This window comes from Methylobacterium sp. UNC378MF (genome assembly GCF_900103195.1).
Classification (GTDB): Bacteria; Pseudomonadota; Alphaproteobacteria; order Rhizobiales; family Beijerinckiaceae; genus Methylobacterium.
This window is the reverse complement of sequence record NZ_FMWU01000020.1, coordinates 109,996-127,076: the sequence shown is the minus strand read 5'-3', so window position 1 is coordinate 127,076 and position 17,081 is coordinate 109,996. Positions and strand designations below refer to the sequence as shown.

The window sequence follows — 17,081 nt, the reverse complement described above, 5'->3', positions numbered from 1 at the left end:
GGGATGCGGCGCAGCAGCTTGTAGTCGGAGCTGTCCGTCAGGAGGGCGTCGGCCGTGGCCTCGATGGCGTCGCGCTGCTGGATCAGCCCGCGCGCCTCGCCGATGACGAGCCGGAACATGCTCACCGCCGGAGCGTCAGGCGGCACCGGCAGGCCAATCGAGCTGCGGGCCGTCTCGTAGATGTCGCCGAGCAGTTGCGCCTTGGCGACCTTGCGCCCGACGACATCCCAGGCGGCAGCGATGAAGGCTTCCTTGCTCAGCGCGGTGATGCAGGCGGGCGTGGGGAAGCGATCGAGGAAGGCGAAGAACCAGTCCGAGCGGCTGTTGTGGCGGAAGCGGTCGACCTCCGGGAAGTACAGCGGCAGGTAGTGGGTCAGGATCCGATGCAGCACCTCGGTCTTGGCTTTTGAGACGGCGTCGTGCGTTTTGGACAGTTCCTGCACGTCGTTGATGCCGGCGGCGAGCGGGTCGTGGTACACCTGCGAGGCGCCGATGCGGATCATGTGCAGCATGACCTGGGCGTCCTTCGGGTCGTTCTTGTCCCAGCCGTTGTGCAGGGCCTCGCGGGTGCGGGCGAGCCCCACGGAGGAGACCAGGCGCACGGCAAAGCCGGCCTGGAGCAGGCGCCAGGCGATCGGGCGGTGATAGTTGCCGGTGGCCTCGAAGCCGCAGGTCACCGGCTGACCGAGGTCCGATAGCAGCGCGATCAGACGGTCGTGCTCGGCGCGGGTGTTGAGGACGCTCAACCGGCGTCGTCGGCCGGAGCCGGGCACCTCGATCAGGACCTCGTTGCGGGCCTTGGCGATGTCGATGGCTACGAGAACGCCGGCCGGCGGCGTAAGCTGTGGTCTGGTCATGGTCGATCCGTCTCAGGAATGAGGCTTCGAACACCGTCACTCTAGAGACCTGCCGATCGGCCATGACCGCCCAAGGCGGCGCGCTGCGCTCAGCATGGCTTCGCGCGCCGCCCCCGAACCGTCGAGCCATCTTCCTGATGTGCTATGGACCTGAGTTCATCGCTCGGTCTGTCCGTGACTGGATCGCGGCAGTCGGCTCAGAGACCGCCTACATCGAGCCAGGCAGTCCGTGGGAGAACGGGTACTGCGAGAGCTTTAACGCGAAGCTGCGCGATGAACTCCTCAACGGCGAGGTGTTCTACACCCTCAAGGAAGCCAGCGTCGTGATCGAGCAATGGCGGAGGCACTACAACAGCATCCGGCCGCACTCATCCCTCGGCTACTGCCCGCCTGCGCCAGAGGCCGTCATCTGGCCAACCGAACCGAGCGGCTCAGTACCGTCCGCTCGCCCTACCATCGTCACGCGACCGACGATGCACTAACTTCGAACATGGGCCACCGGATGGGGGCAGGCCAGTCTGCTTAGGGCCGATCTTGTTAAAAAACTCGGAGGCACTGCTTCAGGCTTCATCGAAGGAGGCGCTACTGAGAATTTTCGCCCCCCTTGTCCAATGCAAGCCTACCTTCGCGTCGAATTCTGAGCGATGTGCTAGCAGGACCTTCTCCAGCCAACGTGACTCGCAGTGCTGTTTCAGCCTGGTACCGAGTTTTTCAACACAATCGGCCGGAAGCGGGCTGGTCGCTATGGGTGGGAAGCAGACTCCTGCTGTACGGTTGGAACCGGACTTTCAGTGGTCAGCGGCATTCGTCATTCGGTGGCGCGCAAGCTGAGCAAATTGGCTACCTAGTCTGGAGGATGTTCCAGGCCGCCTTTGATGCAGGGAGCGAATGCGGAGTTAATGGAGCCAGAGCTGAGGGGGCACGATGATCGAATTTGCAGGAAAGCTACGCACGCTCTGTCTGCTCGCAATTTCCGTCCACGGTATCGCGGTCAACGCCCACGCAGCCGAGGTCACCGTGCTCTGCTCACAGGGGCTGAAGACCGCCCTGGTTGAACTCGTGCCGCAGTTCGAGCAGGCGAGCGGTGACCGCCTCAACGTCACCTATGACACTTCCGCTATCCTCAAGGCGCAGATCGAGGCTGGCAAAGCGTTCGACGTTGTGGTCCTGACGCCGCCCCTTATTGCGGCCCTTATTCAGCAGGGCAAGGTTTTGGACGGCACCGCGACTACTCTCGCTCGCACGGGCGTCGGCCTCGCCGTCAAAAAAGGTGCCGCGCGGCCTGACATCGCCTTCGCGGAAGCACTAAAGCGGGCACTCATCAGCGCAGGATCAGTAGCCTATAGCACGTCTGGCGCGAGCGGCGCGGTTTTCGCCGCCGCTCTTCAGAAGCTCGGGATTGCCGACGAGGTGAAGGCCAGGGGCAAAGCGATCCCGAACGGTTTGACCGGAGATGTCGTCGCTCGCGGCGAGGCGGACCTTGCTGTACAACTGATGCCTGAGTTGATGTCAGTTTCAGGGGTAGACGTGGTCGGTCCGTTCCCTGCGGAGGTTCAGTCTTTCGTGGTGCTGACTGGAGGTACCTCGGCCACCGCGGACAAGGCTCGGGCTGGGGCGTTCCTTGAATTTCTCAAGGCTCCTGCCGCGGCAGCGATCATCCGCGCCAAGGGTCTGGAACCCGGCTAATTGATCAGTTTGGTTGCCGCCCCCTAAGAAGCAGACCTCGCGCAAGCCTGGATTGGGTAGAAGGTGGAACGGAATGGCCGCTCGGGGTGAGAAGCGGAAGTCAGCCACTCGCCTCGAAGTGGAAGTTCCGCATTCGACCCAACCCGGCCGCCTGCACTCCGCTCGGCTCTTCTCCAGAGTGCGTCATGCCGAAGCTCGAGTGTTCGCAGAACCGGCCGTTCGGCTTTGCGCCCATTGCGGTCGCACAACTAGCCCTCGCCGTAGCCCGAAAGCGGACGAAGTACCAGTACAGGCCTCACACCGATTGAAAAGGGCACCGCATGGTACGTCTCAACGAGATCCGAGCAGGCGAAGTCGCTGTCGTAGAGCCCACAAAACGTGACGCTGGGCTAATCTACATCGGCCGCATCAATACGCCATGGAGCGATCGCCTCGTCTGCCCGCGACAAGGACGTCCAGACGGCCCACTATGCCGCATCGAGGTCTTCGAACCTTGGGTTGCTGCCTTGGATGGGCTCGACGCCTACGACAGGATCGAAGTGCTTTACTGGCTCGATGCCTCCCGGCGGGATCTCGTCCGCCAGAGCCCAGCCAACAATGGGATCACGCTGGGCACCTTTGCTCTACGCTCGCCTGTGCGACCGAACCCAATCGGCACATCGATCGCCACGCTGATCGCCATTGAGGGGCACAAGCTGATGGTTCGAGGCCTCGACTGCCTGGATGGGACGCCGCTCCTCGACCTCAAGCCAGACCGGTCCCTCTTCACGCCCATCGCCCCACCGCAGCCTGGCGACTACGAGACCGACATCTGACACCTCGATTGGATGCATAAAGTGTCCGCGCCAGGGGTGCCGCCGATTGGCGATGGGCTATATCCAGTCAGATATAGCCCTGAGGCGCGTGTCTGGAGATTTCCTTGGTCAACTCCTACCTCCGCGCGCCGGCAAGTGCGCTTCGCCTAGCGGCACTCATGGGATCTTTCACGCTGACCTTTGCGACCGATGCATGGGCAGCGCCGGTGCGGGTCTACGCTGCCGGCAGCCTCGTAGCCGCACTTAAGAGCGCCTAACAGAACCGTCTGATCTGGTTGAGGGTGATGAGGCTGGCAGCGAGGCTTGTGAAGGCTTCGTAGATGTCGGCGCGTCGCTCGTAGCGCACCGGCAACCGGCGGAAGCGATTGAACCACGCGTGGGTGCGCTCGACGACCCAGCGGTGACGCCCGAGTTTCTCGCTGCTCTCGATGCCTTTGCGGGCGATGCGCGGCACGATCCCGCGGGCCCGGCATTCCTGCCGCCTCACCCTGGCATCGTAGGCCTTGTCGGCGTGCAGCTTGCTGGGCCGCCGGCGCGGTCGCCCGCGCCGTCCGCTGCTCAGAGGCGGGATGGCGTCGAGCGTCGGGGCCAGCATCGGGCTGTCGTGCCGATTGGCCCCGCTCAGGCAGAAGCTGAGCGGCGTGCCACGCGCGTCGGTGATGAGGTGGCGCTTCGTGCCCGGCTTGCCCCGGTCCGTCGGGTTCGGGCCGGTGGCAGAGCCCCTTTTTTCGCCGGAACAGACGCGCTGTCCAGGCTCGCCCGACTCCAGTCGATCTCACCCGCCGCGTGCAGGCGCTCCAGCAGGACCTGATGCAGGCGCCCCCACACCCCCGCCTCCTGCCAGTCGCGAAGCCGGCGCCAGCAGCTCATCCCGCAGCCGCAGCCCATCTCGGCCGGCAGCATCTCCCAGGGCAGGCCGGAGCGCAGCACGAACAGGATCCCGGTCAGCGCCGCTCGGTTCTCGATCGGACGGCGCCCGCCCTTCGGGCGTGGCCGGGGCGGCGGCAGGAGCGGGGCGATCACGTCCCAGAGATCGTCAGGTAGAAGTGGGCGAGCCATGTCGGACAACGCCTGACCCACCTACCCGTGCCCGTTCTGTTAGGCGCTCTAATACTACAGTTGCATTTTTCGCCGGGATCGAACGTGAGCAGCCCTGGCGGCTGTCTGATGCCGTCGTCGCCAGACAGACCAAGCCAATAGCAAGGCGCGCACCGGTGCGATGGCAAGAACGAGACGGGCGAGCAGGTGCCTGATCTCTGGGACGGAGAGCGGCAACATGTGCTCGGACAATTGTCGGGGCGCACGTCGCTTCAGGCGGCCTCGACGACGGCGTCCGGACTCGTTTCGTTCGGTTTACCAGTTGCAAGGCGCACCAACTCGGCGCGCAGCCGCGCGAGGAAGGCGAGCGCGGCCATGCACAGCGTCATGTGACGGTGCCACCCGTCCCAGGAGCGGGCCTCGCAATGATCGAGGCCGAGTTCACCCTTGGCGGTGCCAAAGCAGGTCTCGATCGTCCAGCGTAGACCAGCCACACCGGCCAGTTCGGCCAGCGTGGTCTCCATAGGTGCGAACACGACGTAGTAGGCGCGTTCAGACGGCTCACGCAGGCTGCGTCGGATCAACAGCCAGTGGTCCCAGGGCGGCGTCTGTAGGCGCAGGAGACGCACCCGCGCCCAGTCGTAGAGCCGCGGCCCCTTCGACCCCTCTCCGGCTGCATACCGATGCCAAGCAGAGGCGGGCAGTGCGTCGGCGATGTCGGACGCGTCGCGGGTCGAGAAGCCATCCGCTATCGTCATCAGGCGCTCGTTGCTACGCACCGCGAGCACGTAGGGCTGCGCGCGCGTCTCCAGCATCATCCGCAGCCGCTTATCCGACCCATACAGCGCGTCGGCCAGCACGAAGGCGCAGGGCAGCCCGGCATCAAGCGCTGCGGCGATCAACGTGCGCGCGATCGTCGGCTTGGTGGCAAACTCGACCGTATCGGGGACGCCGGCCTTGGCGCGTCGAGCCTGATCGGCGGCCCAGGCCTCGGGCAGGAACAGCCGCCTGTCGATCAGCGCCTGGCCGTAGCGGCTGGCATAGGCCACGAACACACCGACCTGACAGTTGTCGATGCGCCCGGCCGTTCCGGAGTACTGCCGCGCCACGCCGACGGAGTGCGCGCCCTTCTTCAGAAAGCCGGTCTCGTCGACCACCAGCACCGCGTCAGGGTCGGCCAGAGCCTCGGCTGCATAGGTCCGCACGAGATCGCGCGCCGCGTCCGCGTCCCATCGCCCCCGTCCCAGGACGGCCTGTAACCGATGCGGCCGCGCGTCACCCGCGCGCTCGGCCAGTAGCCAGCCTGTCTTGCGTTCGACGCCGGATAGGAGCCCGTCGAGATAGTGCCCGATCGACGTTCGCAACTCGCGCCGCCGCACGCACAGCCCAACGCGATCCTTCAACGATGCGAGCTCCCGCTCCCAGGCCAACAGCGAACCAGACCAAGACGCCACCGACATCGCCAAGCCTCCGCTCTCGCAGACGGCCAGCGGACCACATCACGCCTTGATACGCAACTGTAGTACTAAAGACGTGATTGCCGCCTCCGGCCTACCCGCGGAAGCGGTGGCCGCGCCAACCTTTGGGCCAGCCGGGCTGCTGCGGCAACGGATCGAGAACGGAGAGCAGGCGGACCTCTACCTCTCCGCCGACTTGGCCGGCCCCCGCCGCCTCGCCGAGGCAGGCAAGGCCAAGGCCGTCGTGCCATTCGCCCGCAACACGCTGTGCGTGCTCGCCCGCGCTGATCTCGGCCTGACCCCGGACAATCTGCTCGACCGCCTACTCAAGCCCGACTTGCGGCTAGCGACCTCGACGCCCGGCGCTGATCCCGGTGGCGACTATGCCCAAGCCATCTTCGAGCGTGCCGAGGCCGTGCATCCCGGCGCCAAGGCCGTGCTGGAGAAGAAGGCGCTCAAGCTGCTCGGCTCACCAAACGCGATGGTGCCGATGGCAGGCCGCAGTCCCAGCGCTACCGTCTTTCTGGGCAACAACGCTGACGCGCTCCTGTACTACTGCAGCGGCCAAGGTGGCACGATGAAGGAGGCGCCCGGTCTCAACCTGGTGCGACTGCCTTCCAATCTGTCGGTGCCGGCGACCTATGCCATGGCGCTCATCACCGAAAACCCGGACGCCATGCGCCTCGCCCTGTTCCTCGTCTCCGAGAAGGGGCAGGCAATCCTTACCCGCCACGAGCTCGCGCCGATCAGCGGGTTATAAGGCAATTGCGACAGTCCCGTTCTCGCGGTCACTCAACAGAAAGCAGGTCGAGCTTGATCTGTGGGTTCGGCGCGCGGCCAATCTCAATCGTTATCGGGCCAGGGCCGAGGGCGAAGCGCAGGCTCTTGCGGACCTCTGGGCAACCCGCCTTTCCGCTGATGCGCTCAGGCTTGAGCGTCGTGCGTCCATCCTGACTGACGTCGATCCAGGCATCGTCTGAAAGCGTCAGCTGATAGGTGCCGGCGGAGGGCACCGCGGCCGTGACGAAGCCCGCAAACGTCCCTGGTTTTGCCGTCCTCTCGGATTGAACCGGCAGTGCCACGTCCGCCGCCGGCTTCAGAGCCACCTGCGCCGCCCCCGTGCCAGCCGGTAAGGTCGACCCAGAGGCGAGCACGGGCAGGTCTGGCGCCGCGAATGCGGCGCGATCCCGCGCCACCGACCACGCAAAGCTCGCGCAGGCCGGCGCATCCTCGGCCACCGCCGGGCCGATGCAGCAGACCACCAGCCCGACCGTCAGGATGGCGCGGGATCTCGACGTCATCAGTCGACCGCGACCATGACGTCGGACGCCTTAATCACGGCGTAGGCCGGGCCGCCGACCACGAGCTTGAGGCTGTCGACAGCCTCGTTGGTGACGGCGGCGGTGACGATCTGCCCGGGCATGATCTCGATCTTCACGTGCGCCGTGGTGGCGCCCTTCTCGATCGCAGCCACGGTGCCCTTGATGATGTTGCGCGCGCTGATCTTCACGATATCCGCCTTCCTGGCCCGTTCGGGGCTGGTTAGTTCTTGCCACCGTCGATGACGCTGAAGCCCTGAGCCTCGAAGAACGGCTTGGCTGCAGCGCTCCGGAGGAAGTCCAGGAAACGCTTCGCACCATCGCCCTTCGCGTCCGCGGTGACGGCGAACGGGTACACCACCGGCGGGTGGCTGTCCGCCGGAAACACGCCCACGACCTTCACGTTCGGATCCGACTTCGCATCGCTCTCATAGACCACGCCGAGCGGAGCCTCACCGCGCGATACCAGGGCCAAAGCCGCCCGGACATTGTCCGTCTGGGCGAGCCGAGGCTGGATCCCAGCCCACAGGCCGAGTTTCTCGAAGGCGGTCTTGGCGTACTTGCCGATCGGCACGGAGTTGACCTCGCCGGTGGCAAGTCGGCCGTCAGGGCCGAGCGCCTTGGCAAAACCCTCCGGCGTAAAGGCGATCGTGGCCTCCTTCGCGTCCTTTGGTGCGACCACGACCAAGCGGTTGTTCAGCAGGTTCACCCGCGTGTCCGGTCGGATGAGATTTTTCTTGGCGAGGTAGTCCATCCATTCGAGGTCGGCCGAGGCGAACAGATCGGCAGGCGCCCCGCTCTCGATCTGCCGGGCGAGAGCGGACGACGCGGCGTAGCTCGACCGGATCGCGATTCCGGACTGCGCGGTGAATGCCTTGCCGGCATCGTCCAATGCGTTCTTGAGGCTGGCCGCCGCAAACACAGTCGTAGTCTCCGCCGCCTGAGCTGCGCCGGCGGCGAGGAGCAGTACGGCGATCAGGCCGGTGCGGATCAGACGGTGCATGCGGCTGGGGTTCCTGCTCAGTAGTAGGGATGGCACGCCGACAATTTGGCTCAGGCCACTCTCTGAAGCGAGGCCGTGAAGGCGCGAACCGCGCAGCCCCAACTCTCGGAATCGCTATATACGACGATGCATAGCCGCGGGTAGTGGTGGCAGCGGAATCGATACACGATCCGGAGGAGGATGAGGTGGAAGCGACGAAGCCATCGGTCGGCGGTGTCGCCTTGGGGGTTGAGGTCCAGGCGGCGCTGGATCGGATGGCGGCACTTCTCCGTCCGGTAGGCGCCGCAAGCGTGATTCTCGACGACGCGTTGGGCCGCGTGGCCGCGATCGACATAGTCGCTCGGCTCAACGCGCCACCGTTTCCAGTTGCCGCAATGGACGGCTACGCTCTCCGTTGGAGTGACGCCGGCGCGCCACTGCCCTGTACCGGCGCCATCAAGGCCGGCGACACCGTCGGCGCTCGGCTCTCGCCCGGTACCTGCCTCCGCATTTTCACCGGGGCGCCGATTCCCTCGGGTGCCGATACCGTCGTGATCCAGGAGCTCACCGAGCAGGTCGATGGACGGATTGTCCTCCTGCCGGGCGCCGAGCCATATCGCCATATCCGAACTGCGGGCAGCAACTTCGAGACGGGTCAGTCGATCGTCCGTGCAGGCCGCCGGCTGAACGCGCGTGACATCGGCCTGCTGGCCTCGTCGGGGCATCTTCACGCGCGGGTCTACAGCCGGCCGCGGGTCGCTGTCCTCTCGATGGGCGATGAGCTGTCGGATTCGTTGTCGCCCGGCGGCGGCGCACAGATCATCGATGCCAATCGACCGACGCTGAAAGCCCTCGTTCGTGCCTGGGGCGGCATACCGATCGACCTCGGTATCGTGCGCGACGATCCCGATACTCTGGCTCGGATCCTATCGACCGTCGATGTGGACCTTCTGGTGACGTCCGGCGGGGCGTCCGTCGGCGATTTCGACTTTATGGGCCAGACGCTTGCAGGACTCGGTTTCAAGGCTGCGTTCCACAAGGTGCAGATGCGACCAGCGAAAGCGACGCTGTTCGGAACCTTAGGATCGCTTCCGATCCTCGGCCTGCCTGGCAACGCCTGCGCTGCGACGATCGCCGCCCTGATCTTCCTCAAGCCCGCCATAGCGCTGCTCGGTGGTGCGGGCCGCCAGGACGCGGTTCGTGAGTGGGCGGTTCTCGGCAGCGCTATCGCGGCGGTCGGACCTCGAACGACCTTTCTTCGCGGCCGTCTCGACCGGGAGGCCGGCGGATGTTTGAGCTTCACTGCGTTGCCTTCGCAGGACAACGCGATGCTGTCAGGCTTGGCAGGCGCCGACGCCGTTGTCGTGAGACCGCCGTCGGCGCCCGCAGCCCGTACCGGCGACAGCGTCGAGATCGTTCGGTTCGACACCGTCGCTGGCTTCTGACGGGACGGCTGCCGGCCCCTCGATCAGACGGGGCCGGCGTGATTGTCAGAGCGTTCCCAGTCGTGTGGTGATCGCCTTGGTCTCAAGATAGTTCGACAGCACCGCCTGGCCCATCTCACGGCCCCAGCCGGACTGTTTGTAACCGCCGAACGGCAGGGCGGCATCGAAGACGTGGTAGCAGTTGATCCACACCGTACCAGCCCGAAGTCGATGCGCGATCTGCTGAGCCCGGCCTGTGTCCTTGCCCCAGACGCCGGCCGCGAGCCCGTAGACCGTGTTGTTGGCCTCTGCGATCAGCGCGTCGTCCACCTCGTCGAAGGGCGTCGCCACCAGAACAGGCCCGAAGATCTCCTCGCGCACCACCTTCATTCCGGGATTGGTGTCGGTGAGGATCGTCGGCGGCACGAAGTAGCCCTTGCCCGAGGGCACGGCGTTGCCACACCCGATCGTCTTGGCGCCCTCGTTTCGCCCGGCCTCGAGGTACCCAGTCACACGCTCATACTGTACCGCGGAGACGAGTGGCCCCATCTCGGTACCTGCGTCGAGCCCGTGGCCGAGCTTGATCTTGCCGGCTTCCGCCGCGATGCCTTCCACCACCTTGTCGAAGATCGAGCGGTGCACAAACAGGCGCGAGCCGGCGTTGCAGCATTGCCCGTGGTTGAAGAAGATCGCCGCGTTTGCCCCCGGAATCGCTAGCGACAGGTCGGCGTCGGGCAGGATGATGTTGGGCGACTTGCCGCCGAGCTCCAGCGATACGCGCTTCAGGTCGCCAGAAGCCGCCTTGACGATCAGCTTGCCGACCTCAGTGGAGCCGGTGAACGCGACCTTGTTGACGTCCGGGTGGCCGGCGAGCGCCGCGCCCGCGGTCTCGCCGAAGCCGGCGATGATGTTGACCACGCCGTCCGGAAGGCCGGCTTCCAGCATCAGTTCGCCCAGGCGTAGCGCCGAGAGCGGTGTCTCTTCGGCGACCTTGAGCACCACCGTACAGCCTGTAGTCAGCGCCGGCGCGAGCTTCCATGCCGCCATCAACAGCGGGAAGTTCCACGGGATAATCTGGCCGACCACTCCGATCGGCTCGGGGCGGGTCACCGAGAAGAAGTCCGAGCCCGGCGCCGCGAGCGCCGAGAGCGGGATCGACTTGCCCTCGATCTTGGTGGCCCAACCGGACATGTAGTGGAACATGTCGGCTGAAAGGGTGACGTCGGCGGCCTTGGCGACCGCCATCGGCTTACCGTTGTCGATGGCCTCCAGAGCGGCGAGTTCGTCGGCATGCTCCAGGATCAGGTCTCCGATCCGATGCAGCAGGCGGCCGCGTGCGGAGGGTGTCATCTTCGACCACGGGCCGCTCTCGAACGCGCGGCGCGCCGCCTTTACGGCAGCATCGACGTCGGCCTTGTCGCCCTCGGCGACCTTGGCGATGACCTCGCCAGTGGCTGGATCCGTGACGTCGAAGGTCTTGCCCGATTGAGCGGGCACCCACTTGCCGTCGATGAGGAGAGTGCGGTCCTTCGACAGCCAGTCGCGGATCGCGGGCGGGATGGTGGGCGAGATGGCCGGAATGTCGGCACGGACGTTCATGGCTCGGTTTCTCCCTGTTCCCATCGTCAACCGGAGCGTGAACCAAGCCGCGGGGGCGAGGTCGCCGCATCCGGGCGATGTTCGCGTTAGGATATAGCGGTCGTTGAAGGGGGCAACCGCGGTCGCGCATGATAGTGGTGCGCGGGGATGGTAGACACGCGGTGGGATCGAGGAAGGACGCGATGGCCCGGCTCAGCATTCGGATCGACTTGGCACCCGACAACCGCATCGGTCCGGGCAAGGTGCAACTCCTGGAGATGGTCGCGGAGCACGGCTCCATTAGCGCTGCCGGGCGCGCGCTCGACATGTCGTACCGCCGCGCTTGGCTGCTCATCGAGGACATGAACAAGGGGTTCGGCCAGCCTGTGATCGAGGCGCAGATCGGCGGCAAGGCCGGTGGCGGCGCGCGGCTGTCGGCCTTCGGGGCCGATCTCGTCGCCCATTACCGCGCGATCGAGCGGGCAGCCGAGCGGGCAGCGGCACCGTTTCTGGCGCGCATCGCCCCGTCCGCGCACAGCAAGACCTGAACGCCCCTCCCCCAGTCAGCCGGTGCACCTACCCCTCGCGAACCCTGGCCTTCGGTCGGCCTCCTGCTTGATCGATATATCACATCGAATATAACGATCGGCGCGGTCCGGATCACCCAGCCGCCTGCCGACGCTCTGCCGCTCGACACGAGCCGGTGCCGGCGGTGATCGGCGGTCGAGGGGGAAGTACATGCCGCTCGTGACGCGGGTACTGGGCGATACGAGCACGGACGGAAACCGCATCCGTCTCCAAATCGTCGTCGACGATCACGAGGTGAACGAGATCGTCCTATGCAGGGACGACGTGCAATCCGTTGTCGGGTTGCTGATCGCGCTGGGTGGACAGGCACTCAGTCGCAGTGGATCGGAACAGGAGCCGTCCACCGCGTCGGCCCGGCCCTTCCCCGTCGATCTCATCACCCTCGGCGACGACGAGCGCGGCGAGCCCGTCCTGGTCTTCAGCGTCGGGGCGACGGCACTGGCCTTCAATCTCGCTCGCGATCAGCTCGCGGAACTGGGTCGCACGCTCTTGACCGCCAGCGCCCAGACGGCCGGGCACGTGAACTGACCCGGCCCGACCGCGGAGGCGGCGTTCGATGCTCGCGCGGCACCTTCATTTCTTCGTGGCCCTCGCCCGCGAGAAGCATTTCGCCCGCGCCGCCCAGGCCTGCAACATCACCCAATCGACCCTTTCGGCCGCCATTCGAAAGCTGGAGGAAGATCTTCAGGTTCCGCTGGTCGTACGGAGCCAGCGCTATCTCGGCCTCACGGTCGAGGGGGAACATCTGCTTGCCTGGGCCCGGCAGATCCTGATCGACTACGACAGCCTCCGTGAGGACCTCTCCGGCTTGCGGGCGGGATTGCGCGGCGTGCTGCGCCTCGGCGTCGTGCCAGCGGCGATGGGTGCTGTCGGCCTCCTCACGGTCCGATTCCGGCAATTCCATCCGGAGGCCGGTATCGAGATCCGGTCGCTTTCCTCCCGCGAGATCCAGCGCGCGCTCGACAACTTCGAGATCGAGGCCGGGCTCACCTACCTCGAGAACGAACCCTTGGAACGTGTGCGGCGCGTACCCCTCTACCGCGAGGGTTATGTCCTGGCGATGCGCGCCGACCATCCCTTGGCCGAGCGAGACACCGTGACATGGGCCGATGCCGCAGGATGCACGCTCTGCCTCTTGAGCGAGGACATGCAGAACCGCCGCATCCTCGACGGCCTCGCCGCCTCCCTCGACCTCCGGTTGATGCCGGCGGTGACCAGCAACTCGTTCCTCGGGATCTGCGCGCATCTGCGCCAAGGCGGCTTCGCCAGCATCGTCCCGCACACCTTCCGGCACCTGTTCGGCGGTACGGACGATCTCGCCATGCGCGACTTGGTTGAGCCCGCGTACCGCCAGTCGGTCGGGCTCGTCCTGTCCGAGCGCGACCCTCTGCCGTCAATGGCCGCTGCGCTGTTCCGGATCGTCCTCGACGCGGACTACGACATGACCTTTGTCGACCTCTGCGAACCGGCATGAAGGATGTCTCCATGACCGAACTCGAACAGATCGAGCGCGACATCACGGCTGTGCGGGACAGCATCCTGATCGCGATGCGCGCGCCAGATGATGGCAGCCTGTATGCGGCCTTCAAGATCCGAAGACAGGCGAGCCTCGACCTCTACCGGCGCTACCTGGCAGAGCTGCTGGTGAGACGGGAAGACCTGCGCGCCATGACCAGGCATTGATCTCGAACACAGTTCGGCTCGGGACCGCGCGCGATCGGCGAACATCCGGTGCCGCGCAGGCTTGGGATGCGTGATCGACGATTTCGATCACGCAATTCGGAAAATCAATTTGCTTCAATTTAAGTCGACCAGGAAGATGACCCCGCACCGCTGCAGTTGAGACGAGATCAGTTCTCACGGAGCGCGCGCGGGGAAACGTCCGGTTTCATCGAAGATTCGAAAAAGGCGCCTCACATCGCGCTGCCGGTCGTCGTCTCCTTTGTCTTCGAGCAAAGGGAAATCTCATGGCCAAGATCGTTCTCGTCCTCTACGATGATCCCGTCGATGGAATGCCTCAGTCCTACGCGCGCGACGACCTGCCGAAGATCGAGCGCTACTCCGACGGCCAGACCCTGCCGACCCCGAAGGCTATCGACTTCCAGCCGGGCCACTTGCTCGGCAGCGTCTCAGGTGAACTCGGTCTGCGTCCCTACCTCGAAGGGCTCGGTCACGAACTGATCGTCACCTCCTCCAAGGAAGGGGAGGATTCTGTCCTCGATCAGCATTTGCACGACGCCGAGATCGTGATCTCCCAGCCGTTCTGGCCGGCCTACATGACGAAGGAGCGCATCGCAAAGGCGAAGAAGCTCAAGCTCATCGTCACCGCCGGCATCGGGTCCGACCACACGGACCTCGATGGCGCGAACGCGCACGACATCACGGTCGCGGAGGTGACCTTCTGCAATTCGATCAGCGTCGCCGAGCACGTGGTGATGATGATCCTCGGACTCGTCCGCAACTACATCCCCTCACACCAGTGGGTCGTGAAGGGCGGCTGGAACATCGCCGACTGCGTCGCCCGCTCTTATGACGTCGAGGGCATGCATGTCGGCACGGTCGCCGCCGGCCGCATTGGCCTCGCGGTGCTCAAGCGCCTCAAGCCGTTCGATATGCACCTGCACTACACAGACCGCCATCGGCTGCCGGAGAGCGTCGAGCGGGAACTGGGCCTGACGTGGCACGCCAGCCGCGAGGAGATGTACGGCGTCTGCGATGTCGTGACCTTGAACTGCCCCCTCCATCCGGAGACGGAGCACATGATCAACGACGAGACTCTGAAGCTGTTCAAGCGCGGCGCCTACCTCGTCAACACCGCTCGTGGGAAGCTCGCGGTCACCGACTCGATCGTGCGTGCCCTCGAGTCCGGTCAACTCGCGGGCTACGCCGGCGATGTCTGGTTCCCGCAACCGGCGCCGAAGGACCATCCCTGGCGGACCATGCCACATCACGGCATGACACCACATATCTCCGGCACCTCGCTATCCGCCCAGGCGCGCTACGCGGCCGGCACGCGCGAGATCCTCGAATGCTACTTCGAGAGCCGCCCCATCCGCGACGAGTATCTGATCGTTCAGGGGGGCAAGCTCGCTGGCGTCGGGGCCCGCTCCTACAGCGTGAGCGACGCCGGCAAGGGGCAGATGGCCAAGGCCTGACGTCGGTATCCAAAGCAAAGTGGCCGGCCCGCCGCGGCGGCCGGCTGCTTCACTCTCACGAGGGGATCGGGAGCCGACGATGAAGCGCGAGGACCTCACCGAGAAGCTTCTCGACATCAAGCGCGAGAAGGGCTGGAGCTGGAAACACATCCACGAGGAGATCGGCGGCCTGTCGCCGTTCCTGATCACCGCGGCCTGCATGGGCCAGATGAAGCTGCCGAAGTCCAGGCCAAGCGGGCGGCCGAGCTCTTCGGCCTCACCCCCTCCGAGGAGCGGATGCTCAACGAGCCGCCCTATCGCGGCTCGATCCCGTCCATGCCGCCCACCGACCCGCTGATCTACCGGTTCTACGAGCTGGTGATGGTCTACGGAACGACCTTCAAGGAGCTGATCCAGGAGGAGTTCGGCGACGGCATCATGTCGGCGATCGACTTCAACATGGACATGGCCCGCGAGGCCGACAACAAGGGTGACCGCGTGAAGCTCACCATGTCGGGCAAGTTCCTGCCGTACAAGTACTACGGCAACGACGACGATACGCCGGAATACGGCCTCAAGGAAACGTAGATCCAAGAAGGCCGGCGGGCCGTGACGGATGGCGCCTCCGAACCTTGTCCGCACCGCCACGGACAGGCTTGACCGAAACGGTCGACCAGCCCCCTAGGCAGACCGTGTCGATTTTGGCAGAGTGCTATATATGAACGGATATAGCGCTCTGGGGAGAGGCCGGTGCCGCCACATGCCCATCTCGACGGTCCCGCACTGCGCGCGCTCGTGTCGGGCGGCCATCCCGCCTTCGTTCCCCCGCCTTGTGCAGATGCGGCCGACAAGCCGCGTGACCGCATCTGGGAATTGGCCGAGAGCCTGCACTGCTCGATCGTCGGCACCTGCCTGACCAATGCCGAGGCTCGCGCGATCCTGGCCAAGCTCGGGCGACCGGATGCGCGAACGATCACTGAGCATCGGCTGCATGGCGAGATCGTTCAGATCGCCGGCCGGAAGGACGGGGGCGGTCGCCTGCTCCAGAAGGCCCTAGACCGGCGGCATGAGCGGGAAATCGAGCGCTTCGCTGAAGCGCACACCGCTGAGGCGGTCAGGGCGCTCTGGCGAGCCTCGGTCGAGCGCGGCGAGATACCCGGCGCCTACTGGGCGGCCATTACACACCCCGCCACCGACTGGACCCTTGTGCAGGACGTGTTCGGCGAGGTGCACATGCTCTCGCACTTGGTCGGCCAGTCGAACCGGGCCGACATTCGACGCCTGCGCCAACTCGAGGCCGATCTCGCGGAGCGTGACGAGCGGATCGCAGCTCTGGAGGGCCGCGTCGTCGATCTGATGGAGCAGCGCGACGGCCTGAGTGTCCGCAACCGCGCCATCGCGGCGGAGCAGGCGCTCTCCCGCATCGCCGTCGCCGAGCCGGCAGACGCGGACCGTGAGAATGTGAAAAATCTGACTGCACATCTCGAACGGGAGCGCGCCCACGCAGAGGCCCTCGAAGAGAAGGTAGCCGTGCTGATGCACGCCGCAGGCAAGCTAAGCGCCGATCTGGAAGCCGAAGCGGCACGCCGTCAGGCGGTCGAGGCGGAACTTGCTGCGGTCGAAGCCTTGCTGGCAGGCGCGAACGAGCCGATCGACGCTCACCCACTACCCTGCCGCGCCGACCGGAATGATGCCCTCGCGGAGCGCACGTTGCTCTACGTCGGCGGCCGTCCACGGCAGGTGGCACGGCTGCGCCGGTTCGTCGAAGCGCGCGGGGGGCGGCTACTCAGCCACGACGGCGGCACCGAAGAGAACATGTCTCTCCTGCCCGGTCTCGTCAGCAGAAGCGATCTGGTGCTGTTCCCAGTCGAGTGCGTCAGCCACGAGGCGACCGGCATGGTGAAGCGAGCTTGCGAGATGAGCGGTAAGGCATTTCGGCCGGTGCGCAGCGCCAGTCTCGCGAGCTTTGTGCACGCGATCGCGCCCGCCGTGACCTGCGCAGGCGCCTCCTGAGATCGCAATCGGATCTCCGGGTTGCCGATAGGCAACGCGGCGATCCCGGCCCAGGCGTGTGGGCCCTGCGCGGCATGCAAAAGGTTCAGCAATGATGCGAACGAAGGTGTGCAACCCGTCTTCGCGAGGCGCGCCGCTGCAGAAGCTCGGCGTGACGCTTCTCGCTGGCCTCCTGATTCAAGCCGCAGGT

At 65.6% G+C, this 17,081-nt stretch carries 17 protein-coding genes and 2 pseudogenes; 12 read left to right on the top strand and 7 right to left on the bottom strand.

Annotated elements, in window-relative coordinates:
• Positions 1-857: IS110 family transposase (locus tag BLT59_RS20960; protein ID WP_091784884.1), on the bottom strand; the 857-nt coding region annotated here is incomplete at its 3' end.
• 146 nt (positions 858-1,003) lie between these two features.
• On the opposite strand from BLT59_RS20960, the pseudogene BLT59_RS20955 reads away from it, so the two are divergent.
• From BLT59_RS20955 to BLT59_RS20945, 3 genes and pseudogenes are all read left to right on the top strand, one after another.
• Positions 1,004-1,339: pseudogene (locus tag BLT59_RS20955) on the top strand (transposase); the annotation flags it as partial.
• Between the two features lie 442 nt (positions 1,340-1,781).
• Entirely contained in the window at positions 1,782-2,543 is a 762-nt protein-coding gene (locus tag BLT59_RS20950) for a molybdate ABC transporter substrate-binding protein (RefSeq protein WP_091784881.1), read from the top strand.
• Positions 2,544-2,863: 320 nt separating this feature from the next.
• On the top strand, positions 2,864-3,358 hold the full coding sequence (locus BLT59_RS20945) for an SAM-dependent methyltransferase (RefSeq protein ID WP_091784878.1): 495 nt from the start codon (positions 2,864-2,866) through the stop codon (positions 3,356-3,358).
• A 253-nt stretch (positions 3,359-3,611) separates the two neighbouring features.
• On the opposite strand, the gene BLT59_RS20940 is transcribed toward BLT59_RS20945, so the two are convergent.
• Together BLT59_RS20940 and BLT59_RS20935 are read right to left on the bottom strand one after the other, a co-directional pair.
• Positions 3,612-4,417 (bottom strand): IS5 family transposase gene (locus BLT59_RS20940; RefSeq protein ID WP_091784875.1). Its coding sequence is split into 2 segments (ribosomal slippage): positions 3,612-4,087 and positions 4,087-4,417, totalling 807 coding nucleotides; the frame shifts between segments, so codons are not numbered across the junction.
• A gap of 251 nt (positions 4,418-4,668) precedes the next feature.
• Positions 4,669-5,856: an IS701 family transposase gene (locus BLT59_RS20935; protein WP_091784872.1), complete on the bottom strand. Its 1,188-nt coding sequence runs from the start codon at positions 5,854-5,856 to the stop codon at positions 4,669-4,671.
• A gap of 106 nt (positions 5,857-5,962) precedes the next feature.
• Here BLT59_RS20935 and BLT59_RS20930 point away from each other — a divergent pair, with 106 nt between their 5' ends.
• A complete protein-coding gene (locus tag BLT59_RS20930; RefSeq protein ID WP_210185984.1) occupies positions 5,963-6,613 on the top strand; it encodes a substrate-binding domain-containing protein in 651 nt (216 codons plus the stop codon).
• A gap of 28 nt (positions 6,614-6,641) precedes the next feature.
• Here BLT59_RS20930 and BLT59_RS20925 read toward each other — a convergent pair whose 3' ends face one another.
• The 3 genes from BLT59_RS20925 to modA all read right to left on the bottom strand — a co-directional run bounded on the left by BLT59_RS20925 (position 6,642) and on the right by modA (position 8,175).
• Entirely contained in the window at positions 6,642-7,091 is a 450-nt protein-coding gene (locus tag BLT59_RS20925) for a hypothetical protein (protein WP_139174084.1), read from the bottom strand.
• 62 nt (positions 7,092-7,153) lie between these two features.
• The gene (locus BLT59_RS20920) at positions 7,154-7,363 is read right to left on the bottom strand and encodes a TOBE domain-containing protein (protein WP_091784862.1); all 210 of its coding nucleotides are present in this window, start codon (positions 7,361-7,363) and stop codon (positions 7,154-7,156) included.
• Between the two features lie 32 nt (positions 7,364-7,395).
• Positions 7,396-8,175: a molybdate ABC transporter substrate-binding protein gene (modA, locus tag BLT59_RS20915; RefSeq protein ID WP_091784859.1), complete on the bottom strand. Its 780-nt coding sequence runs from the start codon at positions 8,173-8,175 to the stop codon at positions 7,396-7,398.
• A gap of 185 nt (positions 8,176-8,360) precedes the next feature.
• Here modA and glp point away from each other — a divergent pair, with 185 nt between their 5' ends.
• Positions 8,361-9,599, top strand: coding sequence for a molybdopterin molybdotransferase MoeA (gene glp, locus BLT59_RS20910; protein WP_244514079.1), 1,239 nt, complete (start codon positions 8,361-8,363; stop codon positions 9,597-9,599).
• Positions 9,600-9,644: 45 nt separating this feature from the next.
• Here glp and BLT59_RS20905 read toward each other — a convergent pair whose 3' ends face one another.
• Positions 9,645-11,177 carry an aldehyde dehydrogenase family protein gene (locus BLT59_RS20905; RefSeq protein WP_091784856.1) on the bottom strand — a complete coding sequence of 511 codons (1,533 nt, stop codon included), beginning with the start codon at positions 11,175-11,177 and terminating at the stop codon, positions 9,645-9,647.
• 182 nt (positions 11,178-11,359) lie between these two features.
• Between BLT59_RS20905 and BLT59_RS20900 the strand changes: the two genes are divergently transcribed.
• From BLT59_RS20900 to BLT59_RS20870, 7 genes and pseudogenes are all read left to right on the top strand, one after another.
• Positions 11,360-11,704 carry a winged helix-turn-helix domain-containing protein gene (locus BLT59_RS20900; RefSeq protein WP_091784853.1) on the top strand — a complete coding sequence of 115 codons (345 nt, stop codon included), beginning with the start codon at positions 11,360-11,362 and terminating at the stop codon, positions 11,702-11,704.
• Between the two features lie 190 nt (positions 11,705-11,894).
• On the top strand, positions 11,895-12,272 hold the full coding sequence (locus tag BLT59_RS20895; protein ID WP_091784849.1) for a hypothetical protein: 378 nt from the start codon (positions 11,895-11,897) through the stop codon (positions 12,270-12,272).
• Between the two features lie 28 nt (positions 12,273-12,300).
• On the top strand, positions 12,301-13,218 hold the full coding sequence (locus tag BLT59_RS20890; protein WP_091784847.1) for a LysR family transcriptional regulator: 918 nt from the start codon (positions 12,301-12,303) through the stop codon (positions 13,216-13,218).
• Positions 13,219-13,229: 11 nt separating this feature from the next.
• Positions 13,230-13,427: a hypothetical protein gene (locus BLT59_RS20885; RefSeq protein WP_091784844.1), complete on the top strand. Its 198-nt coding sequence runs from the start codon at positions 13,230-13,232 to the stop codon at positions 13,425-13,427.
• 284 nt (positions 13,428-13,711) lie between these two features.
• A complete protein-coding gene (locus BLT59_RS20880) occupies positions 13,712-14,899 on the top strand; it encodes an NAD-dependent formate dehydrogenase (protein ID WP_091784840.1) in 1,188 nt (395 codons plus the stop codon).
• Between the two features lie 79 nt (positions 14,900-14,978).
• Positions 14,979-15,466, top strand: a pseudogene (gene cynS, locus BLT59_RS20875) (cyanase).
• Positions 15,467-15,628: 162 nt separating this feature from the next.
• On the top strand, positions 15,629-16,891 hold the full coding sequence (locus BLT59_RS20870) for a DUF2325 domain-containing protein (protein WP_091784837.1): 1,263 nt from the start codon (positions 15,629-15,631) through the stop codon (positions 16,889-16,891).
• Positions 16,892-17,081: the final 190 nt, after the last annotated feature.

Excerpts from the sequence above, each read along its gene's own strand:
- BLT59_RS20880 (WP_091784840.1), top strand. The coding sequence starts at position 13,712 with ATGGCCAAGATCGTTCTCGTCCTCTACGATGATCCCGTCGATGGAATG.
- BLT59_RS20890 (WP_091784847.1), top strand. The coding sequence starts at position 12,301 with ATGCTCGCGCGGCACCTTCATTTCTTCGTGGCCCTCGCCCGCGAGAAG.
- BLT59_RS20950 (WP_091784881.1), top strand. The coding sequence starts at position 1,782 with ATGATCGAATTTGCAGGAAAGCTACGCACGCTCTGTCTGCTCGCAATT.
- BLT59_RS20945 (WP_091784878.1), top strand. The coding sequence starts at position 2,864 with ATGGTACGTCTCAACGAGATCCGAGCAGGCGAAGTCGCTGTCGTAGAG.
- BLT59_RS20885 (WP_091784844.1), top strand. The coding sequence starts at position 13,230 with ATGACCGAACTCGAACAGATCGAGCGCGACATCACGGCTGTGCGGGAC.
- BLT59_RS20935 (WP_091784872.1), bottom strand. The coding sequence starts at position 5,856 with ATGTCGGTGGCGTCTTGGTCTGGTTCGCTGTTGGCCTGGGAGCGGGAG.
- BLT59_RS20900 (WP_091784853.1), top strand. The coding sequence starts at position 11,360 with ATGGCCCGGCTCAGCATTCGGATCGACTTGGCACCCGACAACCGCATC.
- modA (WP_091784859.1), bottom strand. The coding sequence starts at position 8,175 with ATGCACCGTCTGATCCGCACCGGCCTGATCGCCGTACTGCTCCTCGCC.
- BLT59_RS20895 (WP_091784849.1), top strand. The coding sequence starts at position 11,895 with ATGCCGCTCGTGACGCGGGTACTGGGCGATACGAGCACGGACGGAAAC.
- BLT59_RS20905 (WP_091784856.1), bottom strand. The coding sequence starts at position 11,177 with ATGAACGTCCGTGCCGACATTCCGGCCATCTCGCCCACCATCCCGCCC.